Source organism: Barrientosiimonas endolithica, from assembly GCF_030296655.1.
GTDB classification, from domain to species: domain Bacteria; phylum Actinomycetota; class Actinomycetes; order Actinomycetales; family Dermatophilaceae; genus Barrientosiimonas; species Barrientosiimonas humi.
Genome location: NZ_AP027735.1, coordinates 2,299,714 through 2,325,063, shown reverse-complemented (window position 1 = coordinate 2,325,063; position 25,350 = coordinate 2,299,714). Strand labels below are relative to the sequence as shown.

Here is a 25,350-nt window from a genome sequence, read left to right as displayed (position 1 = left end):
GACCCCCGTCGTACGTCCTTCGCGGCGTGGCGAGGCCCGGGAGCCCGGCTGGCGACCTACCGTGTAACCGCCTGCTGGGCACCCGATCGCCGACCTTGAGGTAGCGCCCCCACGATGATCCGCTTCGAAGACGTGACGATGCGGTATGCCAAGGAGCCCGAGCCCGCCCTCGACGAGGTCTCCCTGGAGATCGCGCGCGGCGAGTTCGCGTTCGTCGTCGGCGCCTCCGGGTCGGGCAAGTCGACGCTGCTGAAGCTGATGACCCGCGAGCTGATCGCTTCCGCGGGCGAGCTGTGGGTCGCTGGCCGCGACCTGCGCACGCTGCCCGACCGCAAGGTGCCTGCGCTGCGGCGCGACATCGGCGTGGCCTACCAGGACTTCCGGCTGCTCGAGGACAAGACCGTCACCCAGAACGTCGCGTTCGTGCTGCAGGTGCTCGGCCGCAAGCGGCACGAGATCAAGCAGCTGGTGCCCGAGGCGCTGGAGCTGGTCGGCCTGCGCGACAAGGGGAACCGGCGCCCCCACCAGCTCTCGGGCGGCGAGCAGCAGCGCGTCGCGATCGCCCGGGCCGTGGTCAAGAAGCCGGCGATCGTCATCGCCGACGAGCCCACCGGCAACCTCGACCCCGAGAACAGCGCCGAGATCGTCGAGCTGCTCGAGCGGATCAACAAGGCCGGCACCACCGTCGTGGTCGCGACCCACGACCACACCATCGTCGACGAGTTCCGCAAGCGCGTGATCGAGCTGTCCGAGGGGCTGGTCATGCGCGACGACGAGCAGAGCGGCTACGGCGTCGTGCCGCGGAGGGTGGCCGGCTGATGCGCCTGCAGTTCCTGCTCGGCGAGATCTTCGGCGGCCTGCGCCGCAACGTGTCGATGGTCGTGTCGGTCGTGCTCGTGTCGATGGTGTCGATGTTCTTCCTCGGCTCCGGCCTGCTCGCGCAGCGCCAGGTCGACCTGGCCAAGGGCTACTGGTACGACAAGGTCCAGGTCTCGGTGTTCCTGTGCACCCCGCAGTCGGGCAACACCCCCTCGTGCGCCGACGGAGCGGTCACCCCCACGCAGCGCAACCAGATCCGCCAGGACCTGCTCAGCCTCAAGCCCCTCGTGGAGCAGGTGAGCCACGAGACGTCGGCACAGGCGTACGCCCGGTTCAAGGAGCAGTTCCGCAACAGCCCCGAGCTGACCACCGTCAGCCCCGCCTCGATCCCCGAGTCGTTCCGGGTGAAGCTGTCCGACCCCAACCGGGTCGGCGAGATCATCTCCGCGCTCGACGGGGCGCCCGGCGTCGAGGCAGTGAGCGACCAGCGCAAGGTGCTCGACACGTTCTTCACGTTCCTGCGGGTGCTGTCCATCGGGTCGGTCGCCCTGGCGCTGATCATGCTGCTGTGCGCGGTGCTGCTGATCACCACGACCATCCGCCAGGTCGCCTACACCCGTCGTCGCGAGGTCGGGATCATGCGCTCGGTCGGCGCCTCGGCGACCGTGGTGCACCTGCCGTTCCTCGTCGAGACCGTGCTGGCCGTGCTGCTCGGCGCCGGGCTCGCGGTGCTCGGGCTGTGGGCGGCCGTCAACTTCGGGCTCACCCAGCTGCTGTCCGGCGAGCAGGGCGGGCTGGTCAGCCTCATCGGCGTCTCCGACGTCTGGGCCGTCGCCCCGTGGCTCGCCGTCGGCGGGTTCGTCGTGGCGCTGGCCACCTCCTGGCTCACGCTGCGCCGCCACCTCAAGGTCTGACCAAGGACGAGGAGAAGCCATGCCCGAGAGCACGCGCCGCGAGCGCGCCTGCCGGCTGCTCGCCGGCACCCTCGTCGTGACGCTCACGACCGGGCTGTGCGGCACCGCCCTCGCCGACGACCCCGAGGACCGCAAGAAGAAGATCGACGGCCGGATCACCCAGACCAGCAAGGACCTCGACGGCACCTCGCGCGAGCTGCGCACCGCCCAGACGAACCTGACGAACACCACCAAGCGCGTCGACGCCGCCAAGAAGACGCTCACCAGGGCCGAGGGCGAGCTGCGCAAGGCCAACAGCTACAACAAGGACGTCGGCGGCCGGCTCAAGACCGCCCAGGCGGCCGAGACCAAGATCCGCAAGTCGCTGAGCACCACCACGACCGCCCAGGCCCGCACCAAGGTCCTCGTCGGAGGCATCGCGCGCGAGAGCTACATGAAGGGTGGTCTCGGCCAGCTGCAGCTGACGCTCAACGTGCTGACCGCCGACGGCCCCGACGTCACCGACGACCTCGCGCTCGCCGACGTGGTCGTACGCCAGCAGAGCGGTGTCCTGCGCACGCTCGCCGGGCAGAAGTCGACGGCCACCTCGCAGAGCACCCGGCTCGGGGCCGTGCGCAAGCAGGTCGCCGGCCTGAAGAAGCAGGCCGAGAGCGGAGTGACCCGGGCGACCAAGGCCCGCGACGGCGCGCGCCGGGCCAAGACGTCGCTGGAGGGGCTGCAACGCGCGCAGCGCACCGCGGCGGGGGTGCTCAGCAAGCAGAAGAAGAAGGAAGAGGGCGACCTGAAGTGGCTCAAGGGTGAGTCGGTGCGCCTCGGCAACATCCTGCGCGCCCGGGCCTCGGCGCGCGCCAAGGCCCGCGCCGCGGCCGCCCGCAAGAAGCAGCCGCCGCCCGCCCAGGCGGCCGAGGCTCCGCGCCCGGCGAACGACGGGTTCTTCCTCACCGGTCCCGAGCCGAAGGCCAACATCACCTCGCCGTTCGGCTACCGGATGCACCCGATCCTCAACCGGCCGATGCTGCACGGCGGCGCCGACTTCTCCTTCGGCTGCGGCCAGCCGGTCTACGCCGCCGGCCCGGGCGAGGTCGTCTCGGCCAGCACCAACGCGATCTCCGGCAACAGCATCGTGCTCGACCACGGCGACGTCGCCGGCAAGAGCCTCGCGACGCAGTACGACCACCTCAGCCGGTTCGCGGTGCGCAGCGGCACGGTGAAGAAGGGGCAGCTGATCGGTTATGCCGGCACCACCGGCCGCTCGACCGGCTGCCACCTGCACTTCATCGTGCTCGCCGACGGCAACTACGTGAACCCCGCCGACTACATCGGTTGATCTTTCTCTCGGCTCCTCCTCCGCGCGAGCTCGCAGGCTCCCCCGCGCGGCATCGTCGCCCGAGAGGCGGGGGCCGGGCCTGCGGGATTCCGGCGCGCGGAACTCGGCCGGGGGCTGCATTTCGTGCGTTGTCGCACGATCTGGGGAGATGGCCGGCGGGATTCCGGGGCGGGAGGCCGTATTTCGTACGACAACGCACGATCTGAGGAGGCGGCCCGCGGGATTCCGGGGGCGCTGCTGCATTTCGTACGACAACGCACGATCTGAGCGCGAGGGTGGCGGTGGGCGGGGTGCCCGGGACGGCCGGCCGGCCGGCGCGGAATCCGTTCGGGGGCGCGGTCGTTGCGCGGGTAGGCTGAGCCGCTGCCCGGCACCCGCACCGCACGAGAGGAGGCAGTCGTGGCCAAGAGCAAGAAGAAGAAGCCGGCCGTCGAGGACCAGCGCAACAAGGTCGTCGCGACCAACCGCAAGGCCCGGCACGACTACCTCATCGAGGACACCGTCGAGGCCGGTCTCGCGCTGATGGGCACCGAGGTGAAGTCGCTGCGCATGGGCCGCGCCACCCTCACCGACGGTTACGCCAGCGAGCGCGACGGCGAGCTGTGGCTCGAGGGCGTGCACATCCCGGAGTACCTCCAGGGCACCTGGACCAACCACGCCGCGCGGCGCCGCCGCAAGCTGCTGCTGCACCGGCACGAGATCGACAAGCTGGTGCGCAAGAGCCAGGAGGCGGGGCACACGCTGGTGCCGCTGCAGCTGTACTTCAAGGACGGCCGGGTCAAGGTCGAGCTTGCGCTCGCCAAGGGCAAGAAGCAGTACGACAAGCGCGAGACCCTGCGCCGGCAGACCGACGAGCGCGAGGCGCAGCGGGCGATGCAGGTGCGGCTCAAGCGCGGCGGCTGAGCCGCCGAGCAGCCGGTACCGCCGGCAGGGGAGCTGCCGCTGACGTACGTCCTCGGCCAGCTCCGGTCAGTCGGTCCGGTCCGGCGTCGGCTCGACCCGGGTCGTCTCCACCCACACCAGCGGGTCGCCGCCGCGCACGTGCAGCTCGGTCATCGCGGCGCGCACGCGACCGGCGACGGGGGAGCGCACGGCAGCCTCCATCTTGACCGCCTCGACGGTGCCGATCGGGTCGCCGACCGCCACCCGGTCGCCGGCGCGCACCTGCAGCGTGAGCTCCCCGGCGAACGGGGATCGCACGGCGACGGTGTCGGGCTGGGGCATGGCGTCAGGTGAGGTTGGCGGCGAGATCAGTTGTGCGGGAACGACGTTCGCGGCTCGTCGTTGCTGCCCTTATCCACGAAGATCAGGTTGTGGTAGAAGTGCACGCCCACGACGTTGGCCTGGTCGTAGGTCGGCTCGTGGTCGGCGTCGGTGTACTCCTGGAAGTTGATGTCGTCGGCCAGCCGCTTGCCGAGCGCCATCGAGGTGTGCGTCGCCAGGAGGTCGGGCGAGCCGCCGTAGCGCGGCCAGTACGCCGTCTGGGTGTCCTCGATGACGTAGTGCCCCTGCGGGTGCAGCCGGGGGAACAGCAGGCGGAAGGTCTCCACGACGTGCTCGTTGACGTGGCTGCCGTCATCGATGATGACCCGGATGTCGGGGTGGTCGGCGAGGATCCGGTCGAGGATCGCCGGGTCGACCTGGCTGCCCTGATAGCTGATGATCCGGTCCTCGTCGACGAACTTCTTGTCCTCGATGTCGAGGCCGACGATCGTCGCCCGGGGGAAGAACTCCTTCCACATGCGCAGCGAGGCACCGCCGTCGAGCTCGCGGGCGTAGCCGCCGATGCCGACCTCGAGCAGGGTGAACGGCTCGTTGCGCAGGTAGCCGATGTGCCGCGCATAGTGCGGGGTGTAGCGGTGCTGGTGACTCCACTTGTCGGTGCGGTACTTCCCCGCGAGGCTGCGCAGGTCGGCCGCGTCGCTCGCCTCGGTGCGCCGGGTGGTGTGGTTCGGCGCCTGGTTGATCGCCTCGGCCTTGACGGCCCGGGCCCGGGCCTCGTCGCGCTGGACGCGCATCCGGTCGACGTCGCGCGTGCGAGATGTGGGGTCGAGGCCGCGCAGCTTGGCCCATCCCTCGTCGGAGAGCAGCGGCTTGACGTGCTGGACGACACCGGAGCGGAGCTTGTCGGAGAAAGCCACGGCTCGGACCCTAACCGACTTCACCCCGTCGGGTCAGCCGTGCGCGGCCCGGCCACGGAGCGGAAGCGGCCGGCGAACTCCCCCGGCGTGAGGCCCGTCGCGGAGCGGAAGTCGCGGGTCAGGTGGGCCTGGTCGGTGTAGCCGAGGTCGGCCGCCAGGTCGGCCAGCTCGGTGCCGGACTCGCGCAGGCGTCCCGACGCCTCGTGCAGCCGTCGGCGCCGGATCAGCCACTTCGGCGACAGCCCGATCCGCCGTCGGGTGAGCCGCTGCAGGGCGCGCTCGGAGAGACCGAACCGGTCGCACACCTGGTGCACCCGCAGGATCTGCGGGTCGTCCTCGACGGCCGCGACGATCTCGTTGACCAGCAGGCCCTCGTCGTCGACGGGCAGCCGTGTCCGCAGTGCCTCCTCGAGCAGCGTGCGCGCCCGCGCGTGGCACCCGGCCGACGTGGGGTCGGGCTCCATCGCCGCCCGCACCGCCTCGACCAGGTCGTCGTCGAACCCGTCGACGCTCTGCAGCGGCACGTGCCGGTCGTTGAGGTCGGGCACCGGGCCGGTCGCGAGGAGCGCGCCGGCGGCCGGCTGCAGCATCACGCCGACGGCCCACCCGCGACCCACCAGCGTGGTGCCGCCGAGGCCGGGCGTCACGCCGTAGAGCCGGGCGTAGGTGTTCGAGACGACCACGAGGCACACGGGGTACTGCAGCACCCGCTGGGGCGCTTCGCGCCCGGGCGGCACGACCCAGGTCGGGATCCAGAAGCGTCGGGCGAGGTCGCTCAGGTCGTCCGCGACGGCGTACCGGCTCATGGTGAACGTGTCGTCGTCGGGGTCGCGCAGGTGCGCGCGGTCGACGTGGTCCACGCCGGGGAGCCTACGCAGCGCGGCGGCGAGCTGTCGGAGAAGTACAAGACCGCGCCGCCGCCGCGTCCTTAGCGTCGTGCCGACCCGACGACCACGGACGAGAGGCAGCGCGACCATGACCACCGACAGCAGCACCCACCAGCAGCAGTACGCCCGACTCGCCGACCCCTTCGGCGCGGTCGTCGGGCAGGTGACCGACTGGGACGCGGCCTCGCCCTGCGCGGGCTGGTCCGCGCGCGACGTGCTCGGGCACGTCGTCCAGACCCAGCGGGAGTTCCTCGGCAGCCATGACGTGGACCTGGGTGACGCACCCGACCTCGCCGATCCGGCCGCGGCCTGGCGCCAGCACGACCGCGACGTGCGGTCCGCGCTCGCCGACGATGCGGTCGGCGAGCGCGAGTTCGACGGGTACTTCGGGCGCACGACGGTGGGGGAGACGCTGACGACGTTCTACGGCTTCGACCTGAGGGTGCACCGGTGGGACCTCGCCCAGGCCGCCGGCCGTGACGAGCGGTTCACCGACGACGAGCTCGGCGCGCTGGAGACCTCGGTCGAGGGATTCGGCGATCAGCTGTACGCCGAGGGCATCTGCAAGCCCGGCGTCACCGCACCCGAGGGGCCGACCGGCAGCAGCGGCTGCTGGCCCGGCTGGGGCGCTCGTCCTGACCGCTCACCCCCGTGTCTGGTGGGTCACACCGCGGGAAACCCCTAGCGGGCGAAAGAGGTTCGGGGCAGGCTGAGAATTGCCGGAAAGCGAGCCGGGAGGTGCGGGGGCGTGGTGGAGGTCATCGGCTGGGAGCGTCACCGAGCCGCGGAGCAGCAGCTGCGCGCGCAGCTGGAGGCGATCCCCGCCGGTGAGCCGGTGCGGCTGGCGAAGTCGTCGTCCAACCTGTTCCGACCGCGCGCCGCGACCGGCCGCCCGGGCCTCGACGTGTCCGCGCTCGACGGCGTCATCGCCATCGACCCGGACCGGCGCGTCGCCGACGTGCAGGGCATGTGCCGCTACGAGGACCTCGTCGACGCGACCCTCGAGCACGGGCTCATGCCGTACGTCGTCCCGCAGCTGCGCACCATCACGCTCGGCGGAGCGGTGACCGGGCTCGGCATCGAGTCGTCCTCGTTCCGGGCCGGGCTGCCGCACGAGTCGGTGCGCGAGCTCGACGTCATCACCGGCGCGGGCGACCTGCTGACCTGCAGCGACAGCGAGCACGCCGACCTGTTCCGCGCGTTCCCCAACTCCTACGGGTCGCTCGGCTACGCGACCCGGGTGCAGATCGACCTGGCACCCGTGCAGCCGTTCGTGCACCTGCGCCACGCGCCGTTCACCAGCGTCGCGGCCCTGGTGCAGGAGCTGCAGCGCGTGGTGGTGGAGCGTGAGCACGCAGGCGAGACAGTCGATTTCGTCGATGGCGTCGTCTTCTCGGAGACCGAGGCATATCTCGTGCTGGCGTCGTTCGTCGACGAGGCGCCGCGCACGAGCGACTACACCGGGCAGCAGATCTTCTACCGCTCGATCCAGCAGCGGCGCGAGGACCACCTCACGGTCAAGGACTACCTGTGGCGCTGGGACACCGACTGGTTCTGGTGCTCGCGGGCGCTGTTCGTGCAGAACCCGCTGGTGCGCCGGGCGGTGCCGCGGCGGTTCCTGCGCAGCGAGACCTACGGCAAGGTGATCCGCTTCGAGAACCGGCACGGCTGGTGGGCCGCCCTGGAGGAGCGACGCGGCAGGCCACCCCGCGAGCGCGTCGTGCAGGACGTCGAGATCCCGATCGAGCGCACGACCGAGTTCGTCGAGTGGTTCCTGCGCGAGGTGCCGATCGAGCCGATCTGGTTGTGCCCGTTGGCCGTTCGCGACACCGAGCACGGGGAGCAGCCGTGGCCGCTCTATCCGCTCAAGGTGGGGGAGACGTACGTCAACGTCGGGTTCTGGTCGAGCGTGCCGATCGAGCCGCCGGCCGTCGACGGCGACGCGAACCGGGCGATCGAGCGCGAGGTGGCCGACCTCGGCGGTCACAAGTCGCTCTACTCCGACGCCTACTACGACGAAGAGACCTTCTGGTCGCTCTACGGCGGCCGGACCTACGAGCAGGTGAAGGGCAAGTACGATCCCGACGGCCGGCTTCCCGACCTCTACGCGAAGGCGGTGGGACGACGATGACGACGACGATCGGAGAGCTGGCGACCCGGCTGTTCGGGGCCGACGCACCCTTCCGGCTCGAGGCGTACGACGGCTCCAGCGGCGGGGGCGCTGACGCCCCCGTCGTGTTCCGGCTGCTCAACGAGCGGGGGCTGCGATACCTGGTCACGGCGCCGGGCGAGCTCGGGCTGGCGCGGGCGTACGTCCAGGGCGACCTCGAGGTGCCGGGGCTCGACATGGGCGACCCGACCGCGCTGCTCGACGCGCTCCCGCAGCAGATCCAGGTGCAGCGTCCGGCGCTCAGTGAGCTGCCGAACCTGTTGCGAGACCTGGGGATTCGCTCGCTGGTGCCGCCGCCGCTGCCGACCGTGGAGGCGGTGCCGGGGTGGCGCCGGGCGCTGGAGGGGCTGCGCCACTCGCGGCGCCGCGACGCGCAGGCGATCCACCACCACTACGACGTGAGCAACAGCTTCTACGAGCTGGTGCTGGGGCCGTCGATGGCCTACACGTGCGCCTGCTACCCCCGTGAGGACGCGAGCCTGGAGGAGGCGCAGGCGCACAAGTTCGACCTGGTGTGCAAGAAGCTCGGGCTGCGGCCGGGCATGCGAATGCTCGACGTCGGCGCCGGGTGGGGTGGCATGGTGCGGCACGCGGTGCAGCACTACGGCGTGACCGCGCTGGGCGTCACGCTGTCGCGCGAGCAGGCGACGTACGCCCAGCAGTGGATCAAGAACGACCGGCTCGACGACCGCGCCGAGGTGCGCCACCTGGACTACCGCGACGTGGCCGAGGGCGACTTCGACGCGATCAGCTCGATCGGGCTGACCGAGCACATCGGCGTCAAGAACTACCCCGACTACTTCGCGTTCCTGCACGCCAAGCTGCGCCCCGGCGGCCGGCTGCTCAACCACTCGATCACCCGCCCCGACACCCAGCACGACGGGGTGCCGCGCGGCGGCTTCATCAACCGTTACGTCTTCCCCGACGGGGAGCTCACCGGCGTCGGCACGATCGTGTCGCGCATGCAGGACCAGGGCTTCGAGGTGCGGCACGTCGAGGACCTGCGCGAGCACTACGTCCGCACCTGCCGCGCCTGGGCGCGCAACCTCAGCGCCAGCTGGGACGACGCGGTCGAGGAGGCCGGGCTCGCCACCGCCAAGGTGTGGGGGCTCTACCTCGCCGGGTCCTCGCTCGGCTTCCGCCGCAACGTCGTCCAGCTGCACCAGGTGCTCGGCGAGAAGCTGGCGCCCGACGGCTCGGGCGACTACCCGCTGCGGCCCGACTTCGGGGTGTGAGGCACGGCGGGCTGCGCGGGTCAGGTGGCGGTGACGGCGCGGCCGGCCAGGGCGTCCTTGAGGTACGCCGGTCGACCGTCGGCGGCGGAGTAGCGGGCGTCTGCCTCGTCGATGAGTCGCGTGGCCGGCCACGCGTGCCAGACGAGCGACAGGATGCCCAGGGAAGCGCCGGCGTACAGCGGGATCGGGTTGCGCACGATGAACGCGAGGACGATGGAGATGACGATCGGCGTCTCGGTCAGGGCGAACCGGAGTATGAGCTCGGCCCGGAACCTCTCGAGCGACGCGCGACCCCGCTCCTCGGGGGTCTTTCCGGCGACCGGCCGCTTGGTGTAGCCCATGAGCTGCGCGAGCAGGAAGCCGGCGGCTGTGGCGGCGAACACCGCCAGGACCGGCCACCACGGCAGCGGGTCACGGTTGGGCCAGAGCACGAACGTGATCATGAGGGTGAGGATCACCGGGCTGACCAGGAGCGCGCCCATCGTGATGCGCAGCGAGGTGAGCGGTGAGGGACCGGGCGGAGCCGGAGCGGGCGAGGTCATGGGCCGCATCCTGCCAGCGGCCGGCGAAGTATCCGTCGAGCCCACGTGGTTGTGGCGAGTAGCATGCAGGACGTCGTCCTCGACGATGCCGAGCGGGTGAGCCTGTGAGCCCGCGCGGAGGAGCAGAGGCGACAACAAACTGAACAGTGGTGACGCGCCCGTGCCTCGCGGGGGTGATCGGTTTCGACGCTGATCGCCGTTGCAGGGGAAGCGGGTCGAGGACGCACGGTCATCTCGTCAACGCTCCGTGCAAACCCAATAGGTGCCAATTCCAAGCGCACCGACTTCGCCCTCGCCGCCTGAGCGAGCCTCGAAGTCCGTCAGCCTGAGCTAGCTTCCGACTCAGTGCCTGGCGTCAGCTAGGGAGCTTGCTGCGCCGCCATGCCGAGGGGCGGCGCGGGACTCTTACTCGGCTGGGCCTGTCAGGGAACGTGTGCGTGCGAGCCCTGGGGCCGAGAAAATCCACAGCGCACTGCACCCGGAGAAGCCCTTCATCGCCGTCAGCGGACGCGGGTTCGATTCCCGCCACCTCCACCATCCACGGCCGGGCGCGTCGCCCTGATCAGTGACTGACACAATCTCCTCGTGCCTCCCGCGACCGTGGACTCCTCCGACCGGCATGACCGGCGTGCTCTGGGCGACGGAATCGCGTGGCTGCTGCTGGGGGTCGTGGTGCTCGTCGTGGGCGCCGCCGCCGGGTGGACCTCGCTGATCTTCATCGGCGCCTTCCTCGTCGTTCCCGCGCTGATCTCCCTGCTGATCCTGCGCCGCGGACGTCTCCGCAGCGTGCACGCCGACCCGCGAAACCCGAGAAGATGAGGGCATGACCAGTCCGTCGATCTCCAGCTCCCTGACCGTCCGCCTCGAGCTCCCCGGGCGACCGACCGCCGTCAGCGAGCTGTCCGGAGCCGTCGAGCGTGCCGGCGGGCTCGTCACCGCTCTCGACATCACCTCCTCCTCGAACGACCGGATGCAGGTCGACGTCACGCTCAACGCGCGCGACACCGACCACGGCGACCAGATCGTCGACGCGATGCGCTCGGTCGAGGGCGTCGTCATCGGCAAGGTGTCCGACCGCACGTTCCTGGTCCACCTCGGCGGCAAGCTCGAGGTCAAGCCGAAGGTCCCGATCCGCAACCGCGACGACCTGTCGCTGATCTACACCCCGGGTGTCGCCCGGGTGTGCATGGCGATCGCCGAGAAGCCCTCGGACGCAAGGAATCTCACGATCAAGCGCAACACGGTGGCCGTGCTCACCGACGGTTCCGCCGTGCTCGGTCTCGGTGACATCGGCCCGCTGGCCGCGCTGCCGGTCATGGAGGGCAAGGCCGCGCTGTTCAAGCGCTTCGCCGACATCGACGCCTTCCCGATCTGCCTCGACACCTACGACACCGAGGAGATCATCCGCACCGCCAAGGCGATCGCGCCGGTGTTCGCCGGCATCAACCTCGAGGACATCTCGGCGCCGCGCTGCTTCGAGATCGAGGAGCGGCTGCGCGACGAGCTCGACATCCCCGTCTTCCACGACGACCAGCACGGCACCGCGATCGTGGTGCTGGCCGCGCTGCGCAACGCGCTGCGCGTCGTCGGCAAGGAGCTCGAGGGCGTGCGCATCGCGATGAGCGGTGCCGGCGCCGCGGGCACCGCGATCCTCAAGCTGCTCATCAAGGCCGGAGCGCGTGACGTCGTCGTCACCGACATCAACGGCGTCATCCACCGTGAGCGACCCGACGTGAGCACCGGCAGCAACCCGCACCTGCAGTGGATCGCCGAGCACACCAACGAGCGCGGCCTGCAGGGCAACCTCAAGGACGCGATCCGCGGCGCCGACGTGCTGATCGGGGTCTCCGCCCCGAACCTGCTGACCGGTGACGACATCGCGACCATGGCCGAGGACTCGATCGTCTTCGCGCTGGCCAACCCGGTGCCCGAGGTCGACCCCGCCGCCGCGGCGCAGCACGCCGCGGTCGTCGCGACCGGGCGCAGCGACTTCGCCAACCAGATCAACAACGTGCTGGTCTTCCCCGGCGTCTTCCGCGGGCTGCTCGACGCGCACGCCGACGAGGTCTCCGACGAGGTGCTGCTCGCAGCCGCCAAGGCGGTCAGCGACACCGTGCCGCGCGAGGAGCTCAACGCGGCGTACATCATCCCCAGCGTGTTCCACCCCAACCTCTCGGCGTCGGTCGCCGAGGCGGTCGAGGCGGCCGCGAAGGGCGAGCCCGCCGAGTCCTGAGCGGTGTGGGCCGCCACACATCGGCCCCGTTCGATTTCTGCCGGTGGCCCGTGCGCCGCTAGGCTGGTGACACCCCAGTACGCGATCTTGCGTTCGTTTCCTGTCTTCCTTCAGTTGAGCGCCGAGATCTTTGCCGCCTGAGCCGACTGCCTCCCTGCAGCGCTCCGACCCACGACGCGGCCGGTACTCAAGACACGAAGCGAGAGATCAGTGAAGTCCTCCAATCGTGGGCACAAGGCTGCCCCGAAGAAGGCCCGGTGGACCCGGGCGCAGAAGCTCGAGGCCCAGCGCGCCAAGGTGCGCAAGCAGGTGCGCGGTCGCCCGGGCGACCGCGACGACGCCCGCCGCGACGAGCCGCGACGTGACGACACCCGCCGCGACGACGTACGTCGGTCAGCAGCCCGCGACGACCGTCGCCCCCCGCGGGGGACCGGCGCGACGGGTACCGCCGCGACGACAGCCGTCGCGACGACGACCGGCCGCAGCGCCGGTTCGACCGGGACGAGCGTCCGCAGCGCAGCAACCGTCGCGACGACGACCGCCCGCAGCGGCGGTTCGACCGGGACGAGCGCCCGCGCCGGTTCGAGCGGGACGAGCGTGGCAGCCGGTTCGACCGGGACGACCGCCGTGGTGACCGCCGCGACGAGCGTGATGACCGGTCCGGCCGGGACGACCGGCCGCGCCGCTTCGAGCGCGACGAGCGTCCGCAGCGCAGCAACCGTCGAGAGGACGACCGCCCGCAGCGGCGGTTCGACCGGGACGAGCGCCCGCGCCGGTTCGAGCGGGACGATCGCGGTGATCGGTTCAACCGCGACGACCGCCGTGGTGACCGCCGCGACGAGCGCGGTGACCGGTTCGGTCGTGACGAGCGACGCGACCGCCGCGACGACCGGTTCGACCGCCGCGACCGCTTCCAGCGCGAGGACCGCCCGCAGCGTCGCGACGACCGCGCCCCCGCCGAGAGGAGCGAGAGGCCCCGGCCGCGCAGACCGCTCCCGTCGAGACGCCGGCCGCATCCAGCAACGAGCCGATCGACATGCAGGACAACGGTTTTGCCGCGCTGGGCCTGCCCGACCTGATCGTCGAGCGGCTCGCCCGTGACGGCATCACCAAGCCCTTCCCGATCCAGGCGGCGACCATCCCCGACGCGCTCGCCGGGCGCGACGTGCTGGGCCGCGGTCGCACCGGCTCGGGCAAGACGTTGTCCTTCGGCCTGCCGACCCTGGCTCGGCTCGCGGCCGGCGGCAAGGCCCGCCCGCACCAGCCGCGCGCGATCGTGCTGACGCCGACCCGTGAGCTGGCGATGCAGGTGAGCGACGCGCTCATGCCGCTGGTCCACGTGATCGGGCTGCGGCACAAGCTGGTCGCCGGCGGCATGCCGTACGAGCCGCAGCTGCAGGCGCTGCAGCGCGGCGTCGACCTGCTGGTCGCCACGCCGGGCCGGCTGATGGACCTCATCGAGCGTGGTGCCGCCGACCTGTCGCGCGTCGAGATCGCGATCCTCGACGAGGCCGACCACATGGCCGAGATGGGCTTCCTCGAGGCCATCACCGAGATCCTCGACCAGATCCCCGAGGGCGGTCAGCGGCTGCTCTTCTCGGCGACGCTGGACCGGGGCATCGACACCGTGGTCGACCGCTACCTCGTCGACCCGGTCACCCACTCGACCGACGACGGCACCGCCAGCGTGGCGACGATGAGCCACCACGCGCTGCTCATCGACCCCCAGCACAAGAAGGTGGTGACGGCCGAGGTCGCGAACCGGCCCGGACGTACGGTCGTGTTCTGCCGCACCAAGCTCGGCGCCGACCGCGTCGCGCGAGAGCTGCGCGACCTCGGTGTCGTCGCGGCCGCGCTGCACGGCGGGCTCAACCAGGGCCAGCGCAACAAGGTGCTGTCGGCGTTCAAGGACGGGCGGGTGCCCGTGCTCGTCGCGACCGACGTCGCCGCGCGCGGCATCCACGTCGACGACGTGGGCGTGGTGCTGCAGCTCGACCCGCCGGCCGACCACAAGGACTACCTGCACCGCGCGGGCCGCACGGCCCGGGCCGGTGAGAGCGGCACGGTCGTCACGCTGGCGCTGCCGCACCAGCGCAAGGTCGTCCAGCGGCTGCTCGACGAGGCCGGCGTGGACACCACGCTCGTGCGGGCCCAGCCCGGCGACGACGTGATCGCGCAGGCCGGCGGCAGCACGCCGAGCGGCGAGCAGGTCAGCGAGGACGACCTCTACCGCCTGCTGACGCCCAACCGGGGCCGGGCCGGCCGCGGCGGCCGGGGTGGCCCGCGCCGCGGTGGCTACGGCGGGTCCGGTGGCTACGGCGGGTCCGGTGGTGGCGGCGGCTACGGCGGCGGTCGCCGCGGTGGCCCCCGCCGGGACGGCGAGCGACGCTACGACGGTGGCCGCTCGCGCGGTCCGCACCGCCCGCGCCGCGACGCCTGAGCGCGAGACCCCTCCCCAGGGGTCTCGCGCAACCGCGGCCGAGCCGGTAAAGGTATTGCGGTGGAGAACCTGACGGGGCGTCTGCTCGTGGCGGTCCCACACCCGGACGACGAGCCGGGGATGGGGGAGATGTTCGAGCGGAGCGTGGTGCTGCTGCTGCACCACGACGAGGACGGCGCGCACGGGCTGGTGCTCAACCGGCCCCTCGACGCCGACGTGGACGCCGTGCTGCTCGGGTGGCAGCCGCACGTGAGCAAGCCCGGCCGGCTGTTCCAGGGCGGTCCGGTGCAGCTGGACTCCGCGCTCGGCCTGGTCTCGATCCCCGGCGACGACACGACCATCGGCATCAAGCGGCTGTTCGGGTCGGTCGGGCTGGTCGACCTCGACGCGCCGCCCGTCGTCGTCATGCCCGAGGTCGCCGGCCTGCGCATCTACGCCGGCTACTCCGGCTGGGATGGCGACCAGCTCGAGCGCGAGATCCGCGAGGGCGCCTGGTTCGTGGTCCCCGCCGAGGCCGGCGACGCGTTCAGCCGCGAGCCCGACGCGCTGTGGACCGCGGTGCTGCGCCGCCAGCGCAGCACGCTAGCGCTGGTGTCGACCTTCCCGGCCGACCCGTCGCTGAACTGAGCGTCGTCGCGCGAGGCGGCGAGGGCGTACGTCGGGGTGGGCTCAGCCCTGGTCGTCGCCGCCGTCCTGCGGGGGCCGGAGCCCTTCGTAGATCTCCTGGCAGACGGGGCAGACCGGGAACTTCTTCGGGTCGCGCCCGGGCACCCAGACCTTGCCGCACAGCGCGGTGACCGGCTCGCCGGACAGCGCGCTCTCGAGGATCTTCTCCTTGCGGACGTAGTGCGAGAAGCGCTCGTGGTCGCCGGGCTCCTGCTTCTGCTCCTCGACCTGCTCCCGCTCGAGCACGGCGGTGGTGGTGCTCGGCCCCAGCGGCTCGGGCTCGGGGACCTGGCCGGGGTCGGTGGGCTCGTTCAGCGGAGAGGACATGCCCTCCAGTGTAGGTCGGGCGGCCCGGGCGCACCTGCGCGGACGAAGCTCCCAAGATTCGGCGCGCGCAACGCCCCACGCCGTGGTGCAGGTGCCATACGTTGCGCGGACGAGCCCCCTCCCCGTGGGCTCCCGATGGAGGTCTACAGACTCATGATTCGTCGCACCATGCCGCTCTTCGCCGCTGTCGCCCTGGCCACCGGCGGGGCCGCGATCGCCGGTCCGTCGAGCCAGGCCGCGCAGCTGGCCGACAGTGGCTCGGGGTGGAAGTCCGCCACCGCGAGCAGCTGCGCCGACGACGCCCCCGCCAGCGCCAAGGTCCGCGGAGGGTCCTCCTCCAAGCACGACCCGAACGCGCTGAGCCAGGCCCAGCTCGACGCGCGCGAGAAGGCGTTCGGCAAGGACGCCGCCGCGAAGGGCCTGACGAAGCGCTCCGACGGTCGCCTCGCGAAGAAGCCGGGCAGCCCCACGGCGTTCACGCCCGTCGTCATCGACGTCTACTGGCACACGATCACCGACGGCACGCGCGGGGCCATCAGCGACGCCGAGATCGCCTCGCAGATCACCGTGCTGAACAACGCGTACGCCGGCTCGGGCTTCTCCTTCCGCCTCGTCTCGAGCGACAGCACCAACAACGCGTCCTGGTACAACGGGCTGGTCTCCGGCCCGCAGGAGCAGGCCATGAAGTCGGCGCTGCGCAAGGGCGACCAGGGTGACCTCAACGTCTACACCGCCGACCTCGGCAACGACCTGCTCGGCTGGGCGACCTTCCCGACGCGCAAGACCAGCAGCAACGACGGCGTCGTGATCCTCGACGAGAGCCTGCCCGGCGGCACGGCCGCGCCGTACAACGAGGGCGACACCGCCACCCACGAGGTCGGCCACTGGCTCGGGCTCTACCACACCTTCCAGGGCGGCTGCGGCGGCCAGGGCGACCAGGTCGCCGACACCCCGGCCGAGGCCTCGCCGGCCACCGGCTGCCCCGTCGGTCGCGACACCTGCACCGCTCCCGGCCTCGACCCGATCCGCAACTACATGGACTACACCGCCGACGCGTGCATGAACGAGTTCACGCCCGGCCAGGTGACCCGCATGCAGAACCTGTGGGTGACCTACCGCGCCTGACGCGCCGCGTCACCCACTCGATCGAGGGCCCCGTCACCGCTGGTGGCGGGGCCCTCGACCTGCGTTGGCCAGCCTGTCACCGGGCCCGGTTAAGGTTGCCCGCGATGTCTACGTCGGCTGCCTCCAACCTGTCTCCCGCGTTCCCCGAGCGTGCTGCGTGGGGCACCGCCGACAAGCTGCGCGCGTGGCAGGCCGAGGCGCTGCAGTCCTACGCCGAGCAGGCGCCGCGCGACTTCCTCGCGGTCGCGACCCCCGGCGCCGGCAAGACCACCTTCGCGCTGCGGGTGGCCACCGAGCTGCTGGGTGCGGGCGTGGTCGAGCAGGTCACCGTCGTCGCCCCGACCGAGCACCTGAAGACCCAGTGGGCCGACGCTGCGGCCCGGGTCGGCATCAACCTCGACCCGCGCTTCACCAACGCCCAGGAGCAGCACGCGACCGACTTCGACGGGGTGGCGCTGACGTACGCCGGGGTGGCGAGCCGCCCGGAGCTGCACCGCCGCCGCACCGAGGCGCGCCGCACGCTCGTGATCCTCGACGAGATCCACCACGGCGGTGACTCCCGGTCGTGGGGTGACGGGCTGCGCGAGGCGTTCGGCGCGGCGACCCGGCGGCTGAGCCTCACCGGCACGCCGTTCCGCTCCGACACCAACCCGATCCCGTTCGTGCGCTACGACGAGGGCGCCGACGGCGTGCGGCGCTCGGCGAGCGACTACTCCTACGGCTATGCCGACGCGCTGCGCGACGGCGTCGTGCGGCCGGTGCTGTTCATGGCGTACGGCGGGAGCATGCGCTGGCGCACCCGCGCGGGTGACGAGGTCGCGGCCCGGCTGGGCGAGGCGATGACCAAGGACGCGACCGCCGCGGCCTGGCGCACCGCGCTCGACCCGCAGGGGAGTGGATCCCGTCGGTGCTGCGCGCGGCCGACCAGCGGCTCACCGAGGTGCGGCGGCACGTCGAGGACGCCGGCGGCCTGGTGATCGCGTCCAACCAGACCAGTGCGCGGGCGTACGCCCGGCTCCTCGAGGCGATCAGCGGCGAGAAGCCCACGGTCGTGCTGTCCGACGACGCGGGCGCGTCGGCGCGCATCGAGGACTTCGCCGGGTCGGACGCGCGGTGGATGGTCGCCGTGCGCATGGTGTCCGAGGGCGTCGACGTGCCGCGCCTGGCTGTGGGCGTCTACGCCACCTCGACCCAGACGCCGCTGTTCTTCGCGCAGGCGGTCGGCCGGTTCGTGCGCGCGCGGCGCCGCGGCGAGACCGCGTCGGTCTTCCTCCCCAGCGTGCCGGTCATCCTCGACCACGCGGCGTCGCTGGAGCGCCAGCGCGACCACGCCCTCGACCGCCCGGGCCCGGCCGGCGAGGACGCCGTGTGGGCCGAGGAGGAGGGGCTGCTCGCCGAGGCCAACCGCGAGGAGAAGGCCTCGGGCGAGCTGGAGCAGCAGTCGTTCCAGGCGCTGGAGTCCGACGCCGAGTTCGACCACGTGCTGTTCGACTCCCAGCAGTTCGGGCTGGGTGCCGAGGTCGGCAGCGAGGACGAGCAGGACTACCTCGGGCTGCCGGGCTTGCTCGAGCCCGACCAGGTGAGCCACCTGCTGCGCGAGCGGCAGACCAAGCAGGCCAGCAGCGGGCGCAAGCGGCGCGGGCAGGACGAGCCGGTCGCCGCCCACCGCGCGCTCGCCGCGCAGCGCAAGGAGCTGAACTCGCTGGTCGCGGCGTACGCCCGCAAGAGCGGCCAGGCGCACGCGGTGATCCACAACGACCTGCGCCAGCAGTGCGGCGGGCCGACCCTCGACCGCGCCAGCAGCGAAGAGGTCGCCGCCCGGATCGCCAAGATCCGCAACTGGTTCGTCGGCCGGCGCTGAACCGCGCTGGTCGAGTGCCGCGGGGCCACGCTGGTCGAGTGCCGCGAGGCCACGCTGGTCGAGTGCCGCGGGGCCATGCTGGTCGAGTGCCGCGAGGAACGAGCGGTGTATCGAGACCAGATGCGGCGGATCGAGACCAGGTGCGCCGGATCGTCTCGATACACCGGCTCGGCTAGCGCCTCGTCGGCACTCGACGAGCGTGAGTGGGGGGACGAGCGGTGTATCGAGACCCGGGGGCGGGCGACACAATGGCGCCGTGGGCATCTTCGGCAGAGGCAAGGGTCAGGGCAGGAGCGAGGCGCGGCGCCGCCAGGCGGGAGCCATCCAGGACTTCTGGCAGTGGTGGCAGGAGTCGGGGTCGCGCAACTGGGCCAACCTGGTCGGTGAGGGCGCCATCCCCGACGCGGCGGTGGAGGACCTGTCCGGCCGGGTGCACGCCATCGACCCGGGGCTGTCCTGGGAGACCGCGGCCGGCTCGGAGTCGATGCACGTGCTGGTCGTGAGCCCGGAGGGCGACCCGGAGCTGCGCGCGGTCGCGCGCCGCTGGCGGGACGCCGCGCCGGAGGCCGACCTGGTCTGGTCCTACGCCGACTCCCGCCCGCCGGTCGCCGACCCGCAGGACCACGCGCTGGTGATCGACGAGCGGCGCTTCGAGGGCGGCCAGGTCGTGGTCGGGGTGCAGCGGCGCGGGTCGCGCGTCGACGTCGTGCTGCACCACCCGCTGTTCCCCGAGGTGCCCGAGCAGGTGCGCACCCAGGTGATGTTCCTGATGCTCGACGTCACCCTGGGCGAGCAGCAGACTGAGACCTGGATCGGCGAGCTGACGGCCAGCGAGGTGCCGCCGCTCGACGGCTTCGGGCTGACCGGGCTGCGCGCGGTCGTGCGCGACCTTGCAGCCGAGTTCACTACGGACACAGGCGAACCCGCGTGGGCGTTGATGGAGGGGAACGGACCGATGGGGCCCGTCCTGGCCGCCGCCGAGGTGCCGCTGGCCGCCGCCATGAACCCGGCGCTGTCCGAGCACGTGCTCGTCGAGGCGGCCTACGGCCACCGCAACGAGGCCGGCCTGCCGCTCGACCCCTCGCTCACCGAGCTGCGCGAGCTCGAGGAGGAGCTGCGCCGGGCCGCCGGCCCCGACGGGCGAGTCGTCGCGCACGAGTCCAGCGCGGGCGTACGCCGGCTGCACCTGTACGTCGACCCCGCCACCGACGCCGTGCCGCGCGTCGAGCAGGCGGTGCGCGGGTGGGGCGGCACCGCGCGGGTGCGCACCGACGACGACCCGGGCTGGGCCGAGGTCGCGCACCTGCGCGGCTGACCGCGGTTGGGCGGTTGACGACGGCCGGCGGTTGGGGCGGCTGGCGGGCAGCCTCGCTCAGCGCTCGAGGCCGAGGGCCGACCAGGGCAGCGCTTGGGCGACCCGCCCCCGTTGGCCGCGGGTCGTCGTCGCCTCGAGCAGCGACCGCACCAGGGCCGCCTCGGCCGCCTCGAGCGAGGCCGCGAGCAGCGGGTCGAGCTCGTGGTCGGGGCGGGCCGGCGCCGGCGGTGCCGTCGACACGGCGAGGCCGTAGTCGCCGCTGCCGTGCGTGAACGCCGCGCCCACCCTGCCCATCGCGAGCACCCCCGCTGCGCGACGCGGCGCAGCTGGCGCGCATCGACAGCGGCGTCGGTGACGAGCAGCACGATGCACGAGTTTCCTTGCGTGTGAGGCTCTTTCGTGGCCGCCGATGCTCGGCCGTGCGCGTCGTCGGGGCCGCCCGCACCCAGCACCGCGCCGGCCGCGAGGTCGAGGCTGCCGACCCGCAGGTCGCCCGAGAAGTTGGTCAGCGCGAGCGCGCCGACGGTCACCGCGTCGTCACCCAGCCGGGCAATGCGCGACGACGTGCCGATGCCGCCCTTGTAGCCGAGGCACACCATGCCGCTGCCCGCGCCCACCGCCCCCTCGGCCGGGAGACCGCCCTGCGCGCCGTCGAGCGCGGCGTGCACGTGGTCGGCCGTGATCGCCCGCGCGCGGATGTCGGACAGCCACCCGTCGTTGCACTCCGCCACGAGCGGGTTGAGCGTCGTCGTGGCCTCCTGGCCGGGGCGGCGCAGCACCCAGTCGACCAGGGCGTCGGCGGCGGCGAACGTGGACAGCGTCGAGGTCAGCACGATCGGCGTCTCGAGCGCGCCGAGCTCGACCAGCTGGGTGGCGCCGACGAGCTTGCCGTGACCGTTGCCCACCGCGAGATTGGCTGGGAGGGAACGACGTTCGCCCGACAGCTGGTCGAAGACGACGGTCGTGACCCCGGTGACGACGTCGTGCGCGCCGTCGGGAGCCGGCCCAAGACGTACGTCGGTGTGGCCCACGCGCACACCGGCCACGTCGGTGATCGTGTCGTGCGGACCGGGAGGGCAGCCGTGCCGCAGCAGGGGGTCAGGTCGGGGCGCGCCGCACGAGTCACGGGTCGACCGTAGCGATCCGGCCTCGGCGCTAGCGTGGCGCTCCATGAGCCCGAGCCCTCAGAGCGAGCCGGCCGACCTCGGCGGCGAGACGTCGCAGACGATGGACCGCGGTCTGGCGCTGTTGCGGCTGCTCACCACGAGCCGCTCGCAGGGCGCGACCGTCACCGAGCTGGCCACCGACCTCGGCGTCGGCCGGCCGGTGGTCTATCGGCTGCTCGCGTCGCTGGCCCGTGAGGACCTGGTCGCTCGCCGCGCGGACGGGCGGGTCGGGCCGGGCATGGGGTTGCTGCGGCTCGCGGTGTCCGTGCGCCCGCTGGTCGTCGAGGCGGCGGTGCCGCACCTGCGCCGGCTCGCCGACACCGTGCGCGCCACCGCCCACCTCACGCTCGCCGAGCACGGCGAGGCGCTGGCCGTCGCCGTGGTCGAGCCGACGGTGAGCGACCTGCACGTGGCCTACCGGGTGGGGTCGAGGCACCCGCTCGAGGCCGGTGCCGCCGGGCGGGCGATCCTGCTCGGGCGCGCCGACCGGTCGGGGAGGACGTCGTCGTCACCGACTCCGAGCTGCAGCCCGGTGCGCACGGCCTCGCGGCGCCGGTGCGCGGCACGCCCGGGCTGGAGGCGTCGGTCGGGGTGGTGGCGCTGCACCCGCTCGACCCGGCGAGCGTCGGGCCGCTGGTGACCTCGACCGCCGAGCGGATCTCGTTGGCGCTGCAGTGAATCGGCGTCGGGTGGGTCCGCCGGTGGCTGAGCGGTCTCGCGCTAACCGCGGCGGCGGTCGGCAGGGGCCGGGGTGGCGCGACCGGCGCCGGTGGCCTGCACCAGCGGCCCGGTGCGGCGGGGGAGCAGCTCGGCCAGGGCGATGACGGTGCTCGTGCGGGTCACCATGCCGGTGCTCACGACCGAGTCGATGACCCGCTGCAGGTCGGGGTTGTCGCGGGCCACGACCCGCACCATGAGGTCGCCGTCACCGGTGATCGTGTGCACCTCGAGCACCTCGGGGATGCCGCGCAGGTGCTCCAGCAGCGGCTCGTGGCCCTCCTGCTGCCGGATCGCGAGGGTGCAGAACGCCGTCACCGGGTAGCCCAGCGAGTGCGGGTCGACCGTGGGGGCGAACGAGCTGATCACGCCGCGCCGGACCAGCCGGTCCAGGCGGGCCTGCACCGTGCCGCGCGCGACGCCGAGCTCGCGCGAGGCGCCGAGCACGCCGATCTGCGGCCGCTCGGTGAGCAGGGCCAGGAGGCGGGAGTCCAGGTCGTCGATCGGCGCGGGCATGGACAAAGTGTATGGCGAGCGGGCGTCAAGCCCGCGCACTCTGCACAGGTTGCGCAGACGTACGGCGTCGTGTTGCCCGGTGGCGTGAGCGGGGCCACAGTGGCGGGCATGACGGACACCGTGAACCTCACCGAGACCGAGCGCGACGCAGACCTCGACCTCGATCAGCTCAAGCAGCTGGTCGGCCTCGTGGAGTACGACGGCGACAAGGACCCGTTCCCCGTCACCGGCTGGGACGCGATCGTCTTCGTCTCGGGCAACGCCACGCAATCGGCGCTGTACTACCAGTCCGCCTGGGGGATGGAGCTGGTCGCCTACTCCGGCCCCGAGACCGGCAACCGCGACCACAAGTCGTTCGTGCTGAAGTCCGGCTCGATCAAGTTCGTCATCAACGGCGCGGTCGACCCCGACAGCCCGCTGGTCGAGCACCACCGCAAGCACGGTGACGGTGTCGTCGACATCGCGCTCGAGGTGCCCGACGTCGACAAGTGCATCGAGCAGGCCCGCCGTGCGGGGGCGACCGTCGTGCGCGAGCCCGAGGACGTGACCGACGAGCTCGGGACCGTGCGGATCGCGGCGATCGCGACGTACGGCGAGACGCGGCACACCCTCGTCGACCGCAGCCGCTACACCGGCCCCTACCTGCCCGGCTACGTCCCGCAGAGCTCCACGCTGGTCAAGCGCGAGGGGCAGCCGAAGCGGCTCTTCCAGGCGCTCGACCACATCGTCGGCAACGTCGAGCTCGGGAAGATGGACGAGTGGGTCTCGTTCTACAACCGCGTCATGGGCTTCGTGAACATGGCCGAGTTCATCGGCGACGACATCGCGACCGACTACTCCGCGCTGATGTCCAAGGTCGTCGCCAACGGCAACCACCGGGTGAAGTTCCCGCTCAACGAGCCGGCGATCGCCAAGAAGAAGAGCCAGATCGACGAGTACCTCGAGTTCTACCGCGGGGCCGGCGCCCAGCACCTGGCCGTCGCGACCGGCGACATCCTCGCGAGCGTGGATGCGTTGCGCGCCAACGGTGTCGAGTTCCTCGACACCCCCGACTCCTACTACGAGGACCCCGAGCTGCGCGCGCGCATCGGCGAGGTGCGGGTGCCGGTCGAGGAGCTGCAGAAGCGCGGCATCCTGGTCGACCGCGACGAGGACGGCTACCTGCTGCAGATCTTCACCAAGCCGCTGGGTGACCGTCCCACGGTGTTCTTCGAGCTGATCGAGCGGCACGGTTCGCTCGGCTTCGGCAAGGGCAACTTCAAGGCGCTGTTCGAGGCGATCGAGCGGGAGCAGGAGCGCAGGGGGAACCTGTAGTCGCTCGCCGCGACCTCACGCGCCGGCCCCGGCGACGCCGCGCCCGGCACACCCCACCAGGTGTGCCGGGCGCGGCGCTGTGCGCAGTTTGCTGAGTTCGCGCTGAACAGATCGCTCTGATAGAGGTTGATTCCGCACGGCGCCGACGTACGTCGCGGTAGCCTGTCTGATTGTCGACAAAACTACGATCCAATCGAAGCCCCTCGGGAGGCCGGCAGATGAGTTCGAGTCCGACGACACAGCACACCGGAGAGCCCGAAGTTCCCAAGAAGGTGCTTCATCGGGCGATCGGCGCCTCCGCGATCGGCAACGCGGTCGAGTGGTTCGACTACGGCGTGTACGCCTACATGACCACCCACATCGCGGCGGCGCTGTTCCCCGAGGGTGACAACGCGGTGTTCTTCACCCTGGTCGGGTTCGCGATCAGCTTCCTGATCCGGCCCATCGGCAGCATGTTCTGGGGCCCGCTGGGCGACAAGATCGGCCGCAAGCGCGTGCTGGCCATGACCATCCTGCTGATGGCGGCCGCCACGCTGTGCGTAGGGCTGATCCCGAGCTACGAGACCATCGGCATCGCGGCCCCCGTGATCCTCTACCTGCTGCGCATCGTCCAGGGCTTCTCGGCCGGTGGCGAGTACGGCGGGGCCGCGACCTTCATGGCGGAGTACTCGCCCGACCGCAAGCGCGGGTTCTACGGCAGCTTCCTGGAGGTCGGGACGCTGGTCGGGTTCACCCTCGGCAACGGCATCGCGCTGATCCTGGTGAACGTGCTCAGCGCGGACGACCTGCAGAGCTGGGGCTGGCGCATCCCGTTCCTGATCGCCGCACCGCTCGGCCTGATCGGTATGTACCTGCGCTCGCGCATCGAGGACACCCCGGTGTTCCGCGAGCTGGAGGACCGCGACGAGACCGAGGACGAGGTCAAGGGCGTCTACAAGGAGCTGCTAACCAAGTACCTCCGGCCGATCCTCACCCTGTTCGGCCTGGTCATCGCGCTCAACGTCGTGAACTACACGCTGCTGAGCTACATGCCCACCTACCTGCAGAACAACCTCGACATGGAGGAGTCCGACGCGCTGCTCGTGCCGTTCTTCGGGCAGATCGCGATGGCCGTGTCGTTGCCGTTCTTCGGGATGCTGTCCGACCGCATCGGACGCAAACCGATGTGGCTGTTCTCCTGCGCGGCGCTGCTGATCGCGTGCGTCCCGATGTACCAGCTGATGTCGCAGAGCCTGGGCATGGCGATCGTGGCCTTCGCCGTGTTGGGAATCCTCTACGCGCCGCAGCTGGCGACGATCTCGGCGACCTTCCCGGCGATGTTCCCGACCATCGTGCGGTTCGCCGGCGTGGCGATCGGCTACAACGTGGCGACGTCGCTGTTCGGCGGCACCTCGGGTGCGATCAACGACCGGATGATCAACGCGACGGGCAACGACCTGTTCCCTGCGTGGTACATGGTCGGGGCGTGCGTGATCGGCCTGATCGCCGCGTTCTTCCTCATCGAGACCAAGGGCGAGTCGCTGCGTGGCACGGAGATCCCGGGCACCGAGGAGGCGCACCGCGAGCAGGAGGCGCTGGCGAAGTCCGAGGGCTGAGCGGCCTGCCCGCACACGTTCGCGCCCACCCCGCTTCTCG

23 protein-coding genes, 1 other RNA gene and 2 pseudogenes are annotated in these 25,350 nt (G+C 71.8%); 18 read left to right on the top strand and 8 right to left on the bottom strand.

Annotation, left to right across the window (positions count from 1 at the left end):
* Window positions 1-114: 114 nt before the first annotated feature.
* From ftsE to smpB, 4 genes are all read left to right on the top strand, one after another.
* Entirely contained in the window at window positions 115-819 is a 705-nt protein-coding gene (gene ftsE, locus QUE40_RS11805; protein WP_289231079.1) for a cell division ATP-binding protein FtsE, read from the top strand.
* Window positions 819-1,733, top strand: coding sequence for a permease-like cell division protein FtsX (gene ftsX / locus QUE40_RS11800; protein ID WP_142005812.1), 915 nt, complete (start codon window positions 819-821; stop codon window positions 1,731-1,733). The genes ftsE and ftsX overlap by 1 nt, the downstream gene beginning before the upstream one ends.
* 19 nt (window positions 1,734-1,752) lie before the next feature.
* The gene (locus QUE40_RS11795; protein WP_289231078.1) at window positions 1,753-3,060 is read left to right on the top strand and encodes a M23 family metallopeptidase; all 1,308 of its coding nucleotides are present in this window, start codon (window positions 1,753-1,755) and stop codon (window positions 3,058-3,060) included.
* Window positions 3,061-3,459: 399 nt separating this feature from the next.
* Complete coding sequence (smpB, locus tag QUE40_RS11790; RefSeq protein WP_142005810.1) at window positions 3,460-3,963, top strand: SsrA-binding protein SmpB; 504 nt, start codon at window positions 3,460-3,462, stop codon at window positions 3,961-3,963.
* 66 nt (window positions 3,964-4,029) lie between these two features.
* Here smpB and QUE40_RS11785 read toward each other — a convergent pair whose 3' ends face one another.
* Genes QUE40_RS11785 through QUE40_RS11775 form a run of 3 tightly spaced genes read right to left on the bottom strand, consistent with a single transcriptional unit; the run spans window position 4,030 to window position 6,061 of the window.
* On the bottom strand, window positions 4,030-4,284 hold the full coding sequence (locus QUE40_RS11785) for a biotin/lipoyl-containing protein (protein ID WP_289231077.1): 255 nt from the start codon (window positions 4,282-4,284) through the stop codon (window positions 4,030-4,032).
* A gap of 26 nt (window positions 4,285-4,310) precedes the next feature.
* A complete protein-coding gene (locus QUE40_RS11780; RefSeq protein ID WP_289231076.1) occupies window positions 4,311-5,201 on the bottom strand; it encodes a class I SAM-dependent methyltransferase in 891 nt (296 codons plus the stop codon).
* A gap of 20 nt (window positions 5,202-5,221) precedes the next feature.
* Window positions 5,222-6,061: a helix-turn-helix domain-containing protein gene (locus QUE40_RS11775; protein WP_289231075.1), complete on the bottom strand. Its 840-nt coding sequence runs from the start codon at window positions 6,059-6,061 to the stop codon at window positions 5,222-5,224.
* Between the two features lie 115 nt (window positions 6,062-6,176).
* Here QUE40_RS11775 and QUE40_RS11770 point away from each other — a divergent pair, with 115 nt between their 5' ends.
* The 3 genes from QUE40_RS11770 (at window position 6,177) to QUE40_RS11760 (ending at window position 9,493) form a co-directional block, all read left to right on the top strand.
* Window positions 6,177-6,773: a maleylpyruvate isomerase N-terminal domain-containing protein gene (locus QUE40_RS11770; RefSeq protein ID WP_289231074.1), complete on the top strand. Its 597-nt coding sequence runs from the start codon at window positions 6,177-6,179 to the stop codon at window positions 6,771-6,773.
* A gap of 63 nt (window positions 6,774-6,836) precedes the next feature.
* The gene (locus QUE40_RS11765) at window positions 6,837-8,219 is read left to right on the top strand and encodes an FAD-binding oxidoreductase (protein WP_289231073.1); all 1,383 of its coding nucleotides are present in this window, start codon (window positions 6,837-6,839) and stop codon (window positions 8,217-8,219) included.
* Complete coding sequence (locus tag QUE40_RS11760) at window positions 8,216-9,493, top strand: SAM-dependent methyltransferase (protein WP_289231072.1); 1,278 nt, start codon at window positions 8,216-8,218, stop codon at window positions 9,491-9,493. Before QUE40_RS11765 ends, QUE40_RS11760 begins: the two co-directional genes overlap by 4 nt.
* Before the next feature lie 20 nt (window positions 9,494-9,513).
* On the opposite strand, the gene QUE40_RS11755 is transcribed toward QUE40_RS11760, so the two are convergent.
* A complete protein-coding gene (locus tag QUE40_RS11755) occupies window positions 9,514-10,035 on the bottom strand; it encodes a hypothetical protein (RefSeq protein WP_289231071.1) in 522 nt (173 codons plus the stop codon).
* Between the two features lie 169 nt (window positions 10,036-10,204).
* On the opposite strand from QUE40_RS11755, the gene ssrA reads away from it, so the two are divergent.
* The 3 genes from ssrA (at window position 10,205) to QUE40_RS11740 (ending at window position 12,268) form a co-directional block, all read left to right on the top strand.
* Window positions 10,205-10,572: a transfer-messenger RNA gene (ssrA, locus tag QUE40_RS11750) on the top strand.
* A gap of 48 nt (window positions 10,573-10,620) precedes the next feature.
* A complete protein-coding gene (locus QUE40_RS11745; RefSeq protein ID WP_142005803.1) occupies window positions 10,621-10,854 on the top strand; it encodes a hypothetical protein in 234 nt (77 codons plus the stop codon).
* A gap of 4 nt (window positions 10,855-10,858) precedes the next feature.
* Complete coding sequence (locus QUE40_RS11740) at window positions 10,859-12,268, top strand: NAD-dependent malic enzyme (protein WP_289231070.1); 1,410 nt, start codon at window positions 10,859-10,861, stop codon at window positions 12,266-12,268.
* 110 nt (window positions 12,269-12,378) lie between these two features.
* Here QUE40_RS11740 and QUE40_RS11735 read toward each other — a convergent pair whose 3' ends face one another.
* On the bottom strand, window positions 12,379-13,284 hold the full coding sequence (locus QUE40_RS11735; protein WP_289231069.1) for a hypothetical protein: 906 nt from the start codon (window positions 13,282-13,284) through the stop codon (window positions 12,379-12,381).
* Between the two features lie 20 nt (window positions 13,285-13,304).
* Between QUE40_RS11735 and QUE40_RS11730 the strand changes: the two genes are divergently transcribed.
* Entirely contained in the window at window positions 13,305-14,708 is a 1,404-nt protein-coding gene (locus QUE40_RS11730) for a DEAD/DEAH box helicase (RefSeq protein WP_289231068.1), read from the top strand.
* 60 nt (window positions 14,709-14,768) lie between these two features.
* The gene (locus QUE40_RS11725) at window positions 14,769-15,335 is read left to right on the top strand and encodes a YqgE/AlgH family protein (RefSeq protein WP_289231067.1); all 567 of its coding nucleotides are present in this window, start codon (window positions 14,769-14,771) and stop codon (window positions 15,333-15,335) included.
* Window positions 15,336-15,377: 42 nt separating this feature from the next.
* On the opposite strand, the gene QUE40_RS11720 is transcribed toward QUE40_RS11725, so the two are convergent.
* Window positions 15,378-15,701, bottom strand: a complete 324-nt coding sequence (locus tag QUE40_RS11720; RefSeq protein ID WP_289231066.1) for a DUF3039 domain-containing protein — start codon at window positions 15,699-15,701, stop codon at window positions 15,378-15,380.
* 153 nt (window positions 15,702-15,854) lie between these two features.
* On the opposite strand from QUE40_RS11720, the gene QUE40_RS11715 reads away from it, so the two are divergent.
* The 3 genes and pseudogenes from QUE40_RS11715 (at window position 15,855) to QUE40_RS11705 (ending at window position 20,002) form a co-directional block, all read left to right on the top strand.
* Complete coding sequence (locus QUE40_RS11715) at window positions 15,855-16,826, top strand: zinc metalloprotease (protein WP_289231065.1); 972 nt, start codon at window positions 15,855-15,857, stop codon at window positions 16,824-16,826.
* Between the two features lie 104 nt (window positions 16,827-16,930).
* Window positions 16,931-18,687: pseudogene (locus QUE40_RS11710) on the top strand (DEAD/DEAH box helicase).
* A gap of 256 nt (window positions 18,688-18,943) precedes the next feature.
* Window positions 18,944-20,002 (top strand): DUF695 domain-containing protein, encoded by a 1,059-nt coding sequence (locus tag QUE40_RS11705; protein ID WP_289231064.1) that lies wholly within the window; start codon window positions 18,944-18,946, stop codon window positions 20,000-20,002.
* A 57-nt stretch (window positions 20,003-20,059) separates the two neighbouring features.
* On the opposite strand, the pseudogene QUE40_RS11700 reads toward QUE40_RS11705, so the two are convergent.
* Window positions 20,060-21,174, bottom strand: a pseudogene (locus tag QUE40_RS11700) (P1 family peptidase).
* On the opposite strand from QUE40_RS11700, the gene QUE40_RS11695 reads away from it, so the two are divergent.
* A complete protein-coding gene (locus QUE40_RS11695) occupies window positions 21,173-21,808 on the top strand; it encodes an IclR family transcriptional regulator domain-containing protein (protein ID WP_289231063.1) in 636 nt (211 codons plus the stop codon). The pseudogene QUE40_RS11700 and the gene QUE40_RS11695 overlap by 2 nt on opposite strands.
* Before the next feature lie 80 nt (window positions 21,809-21,888).
* On the opposite strand, the gene QUE40_RS11690 is transcribed toward QUE40_RS11695, so the two are convergent.
* Window positions 21,889-22,401, bottom strand: coding sequence for an Lrp/AsnC family transcriptional regulator (locus QUE40_RS11690; RefSeq protein WP_289231062.1), 513 nt, complete (start codon window positions 22,399-22,401; stop codon window positions 21,889-21,891).
* Window positions 22,402-22,509: 108 nt separating this feature from the next.
* Between QUE40_RS11690 and hppD the strand changes: the two genes are divergently transcribed.
* Together hppD and QUE40_RS11680 are read left to right on the top strand one after the other, a co-directional pair.
* Complete coding sequence (hppD, locus tag QUE40_RS11685; RefSeq protein ID WP_142005786.1) at window positions 22,510-23,715, top strand: 4-hydroxyphenylpyruvate dioxygenase; 1,206 nt, start codon at window positions 22,510-22,512, stop codon at window positions 23,713-23,715.
* A gap of 272 nt (window positions 23,716-23,987) precedes the next feature.
* Window positions 23,988-25,310, top strand: coding sequence for an MFS transporter (locus QUE40_RS11680; protein WP_289231061.1), 1,323 nt, complete (start codon window positions 23,988-23,990; stop codon window positions 25,308-25,310).
* Window positions 25,311-25,350: the final 40 nt, after the last annotated feature.

Coding starts and splice junctions, on each gene's coding strand:
- hppD (WP_142005786.1), top strand. CDS start 22,510: ATGACGGACACCGTGAACCTCACCGAGACCGAGCGCGACGCAGACCTC.
- QUE40_RS11695 (WP_289231063.1), top strand. CDS start 21,173: ATGAGCCCGAGCCCTCAGAGCGAGCCGGCCGACCTCGGCGGCGAGACG.
- QUE40_RS11755 (WP_289231071.1), bottom strand. CDS start 10,035: ATGACCTCGCCCGCTCCGGCTCCGCCCGGTCCCTCACCGCTCACCTCG.
- QUE40_RS11720 (WP_289231066.1), bottom strand. CDS start 15,701: ATGTCCTCTCCGCTGAACGAGCCCACCGACCCCGGCCAGGTCCCCGAG.
- QUE40_RS11760 (WP_289231072.1), top strand. CDS start 8,216: ATGACGACGACGATCGGAGAGCTGGCGACCCGGCTGTTCGGGGCCGAC.
- ftsE (WP_289231079.1), top strand. CDS start 115: ATGATCCGCTTCGAAGACGTGACGATGCGGTATGCCAAGGAGCCCGAG.
- QUE40_RS11785 (WP_289231077.1), bottom strand. CDS start 4,284: ATGCCCCAGCCCGACACCGTCGCCGTGCGATCCCCGTTCGCCGGGGAG.
- QUE40_RS11735 (WP_289231069.1), bottom strand. CDS start 13,284: ATGCGGCCGGCGTCTCGACGGGAGCGGTCTGCGCGGCCGGGGCCTCTC.
- QUE40_RS11730 (WP_289231068.1), top strand. CDS start 13,305: ATGCAGGACAACGGTTTTGCCGCGCTGGGCCTGCCCGACCTGATCGTC.
- QUE40_RS11795 (WP_289231078.1), top strand. CDS start 1,753: ATGCCCGAGAGCACGCGCCGCGAGCGCGCCTGCCGGCTGCTCGCCGGC.
- QUE40_RS11740 (WP_289231070.1), top strand. CDS start 10,859: ATGACCAGTCCGTCGATCTCCAGCTCCCTGACCGTCCGCCTCGAGCTC.
- ftsX (WP_142005812.1), top strand. CDS start 819: ATGCGCCTGCAGTTCCTGCTCGGCGAGATCTTCGGCGGCCTGCGCCGC.
- QUE40_RS11715 (WP_289231065.1), top strand. CDS start 15,855: ATGATTCGTCGCACCATGCCGCTCTTCGCCGCTGTCGCCCTGGCCACC.
- QUE40_RS11770 (WP_289231074.1), top strand. CDS start 6,177: ATGACCACCGACAGCAGCACCCACCAGCAGCAGTACGCCCGACTCGCC.
- QUE40_RS11690 (WP_289231062.1), bottom strand. CDS start 22,401: ATGCCCGCGCCGATCGACGACCTGGACTCCCGCCTCCTGGCCCTGCTC.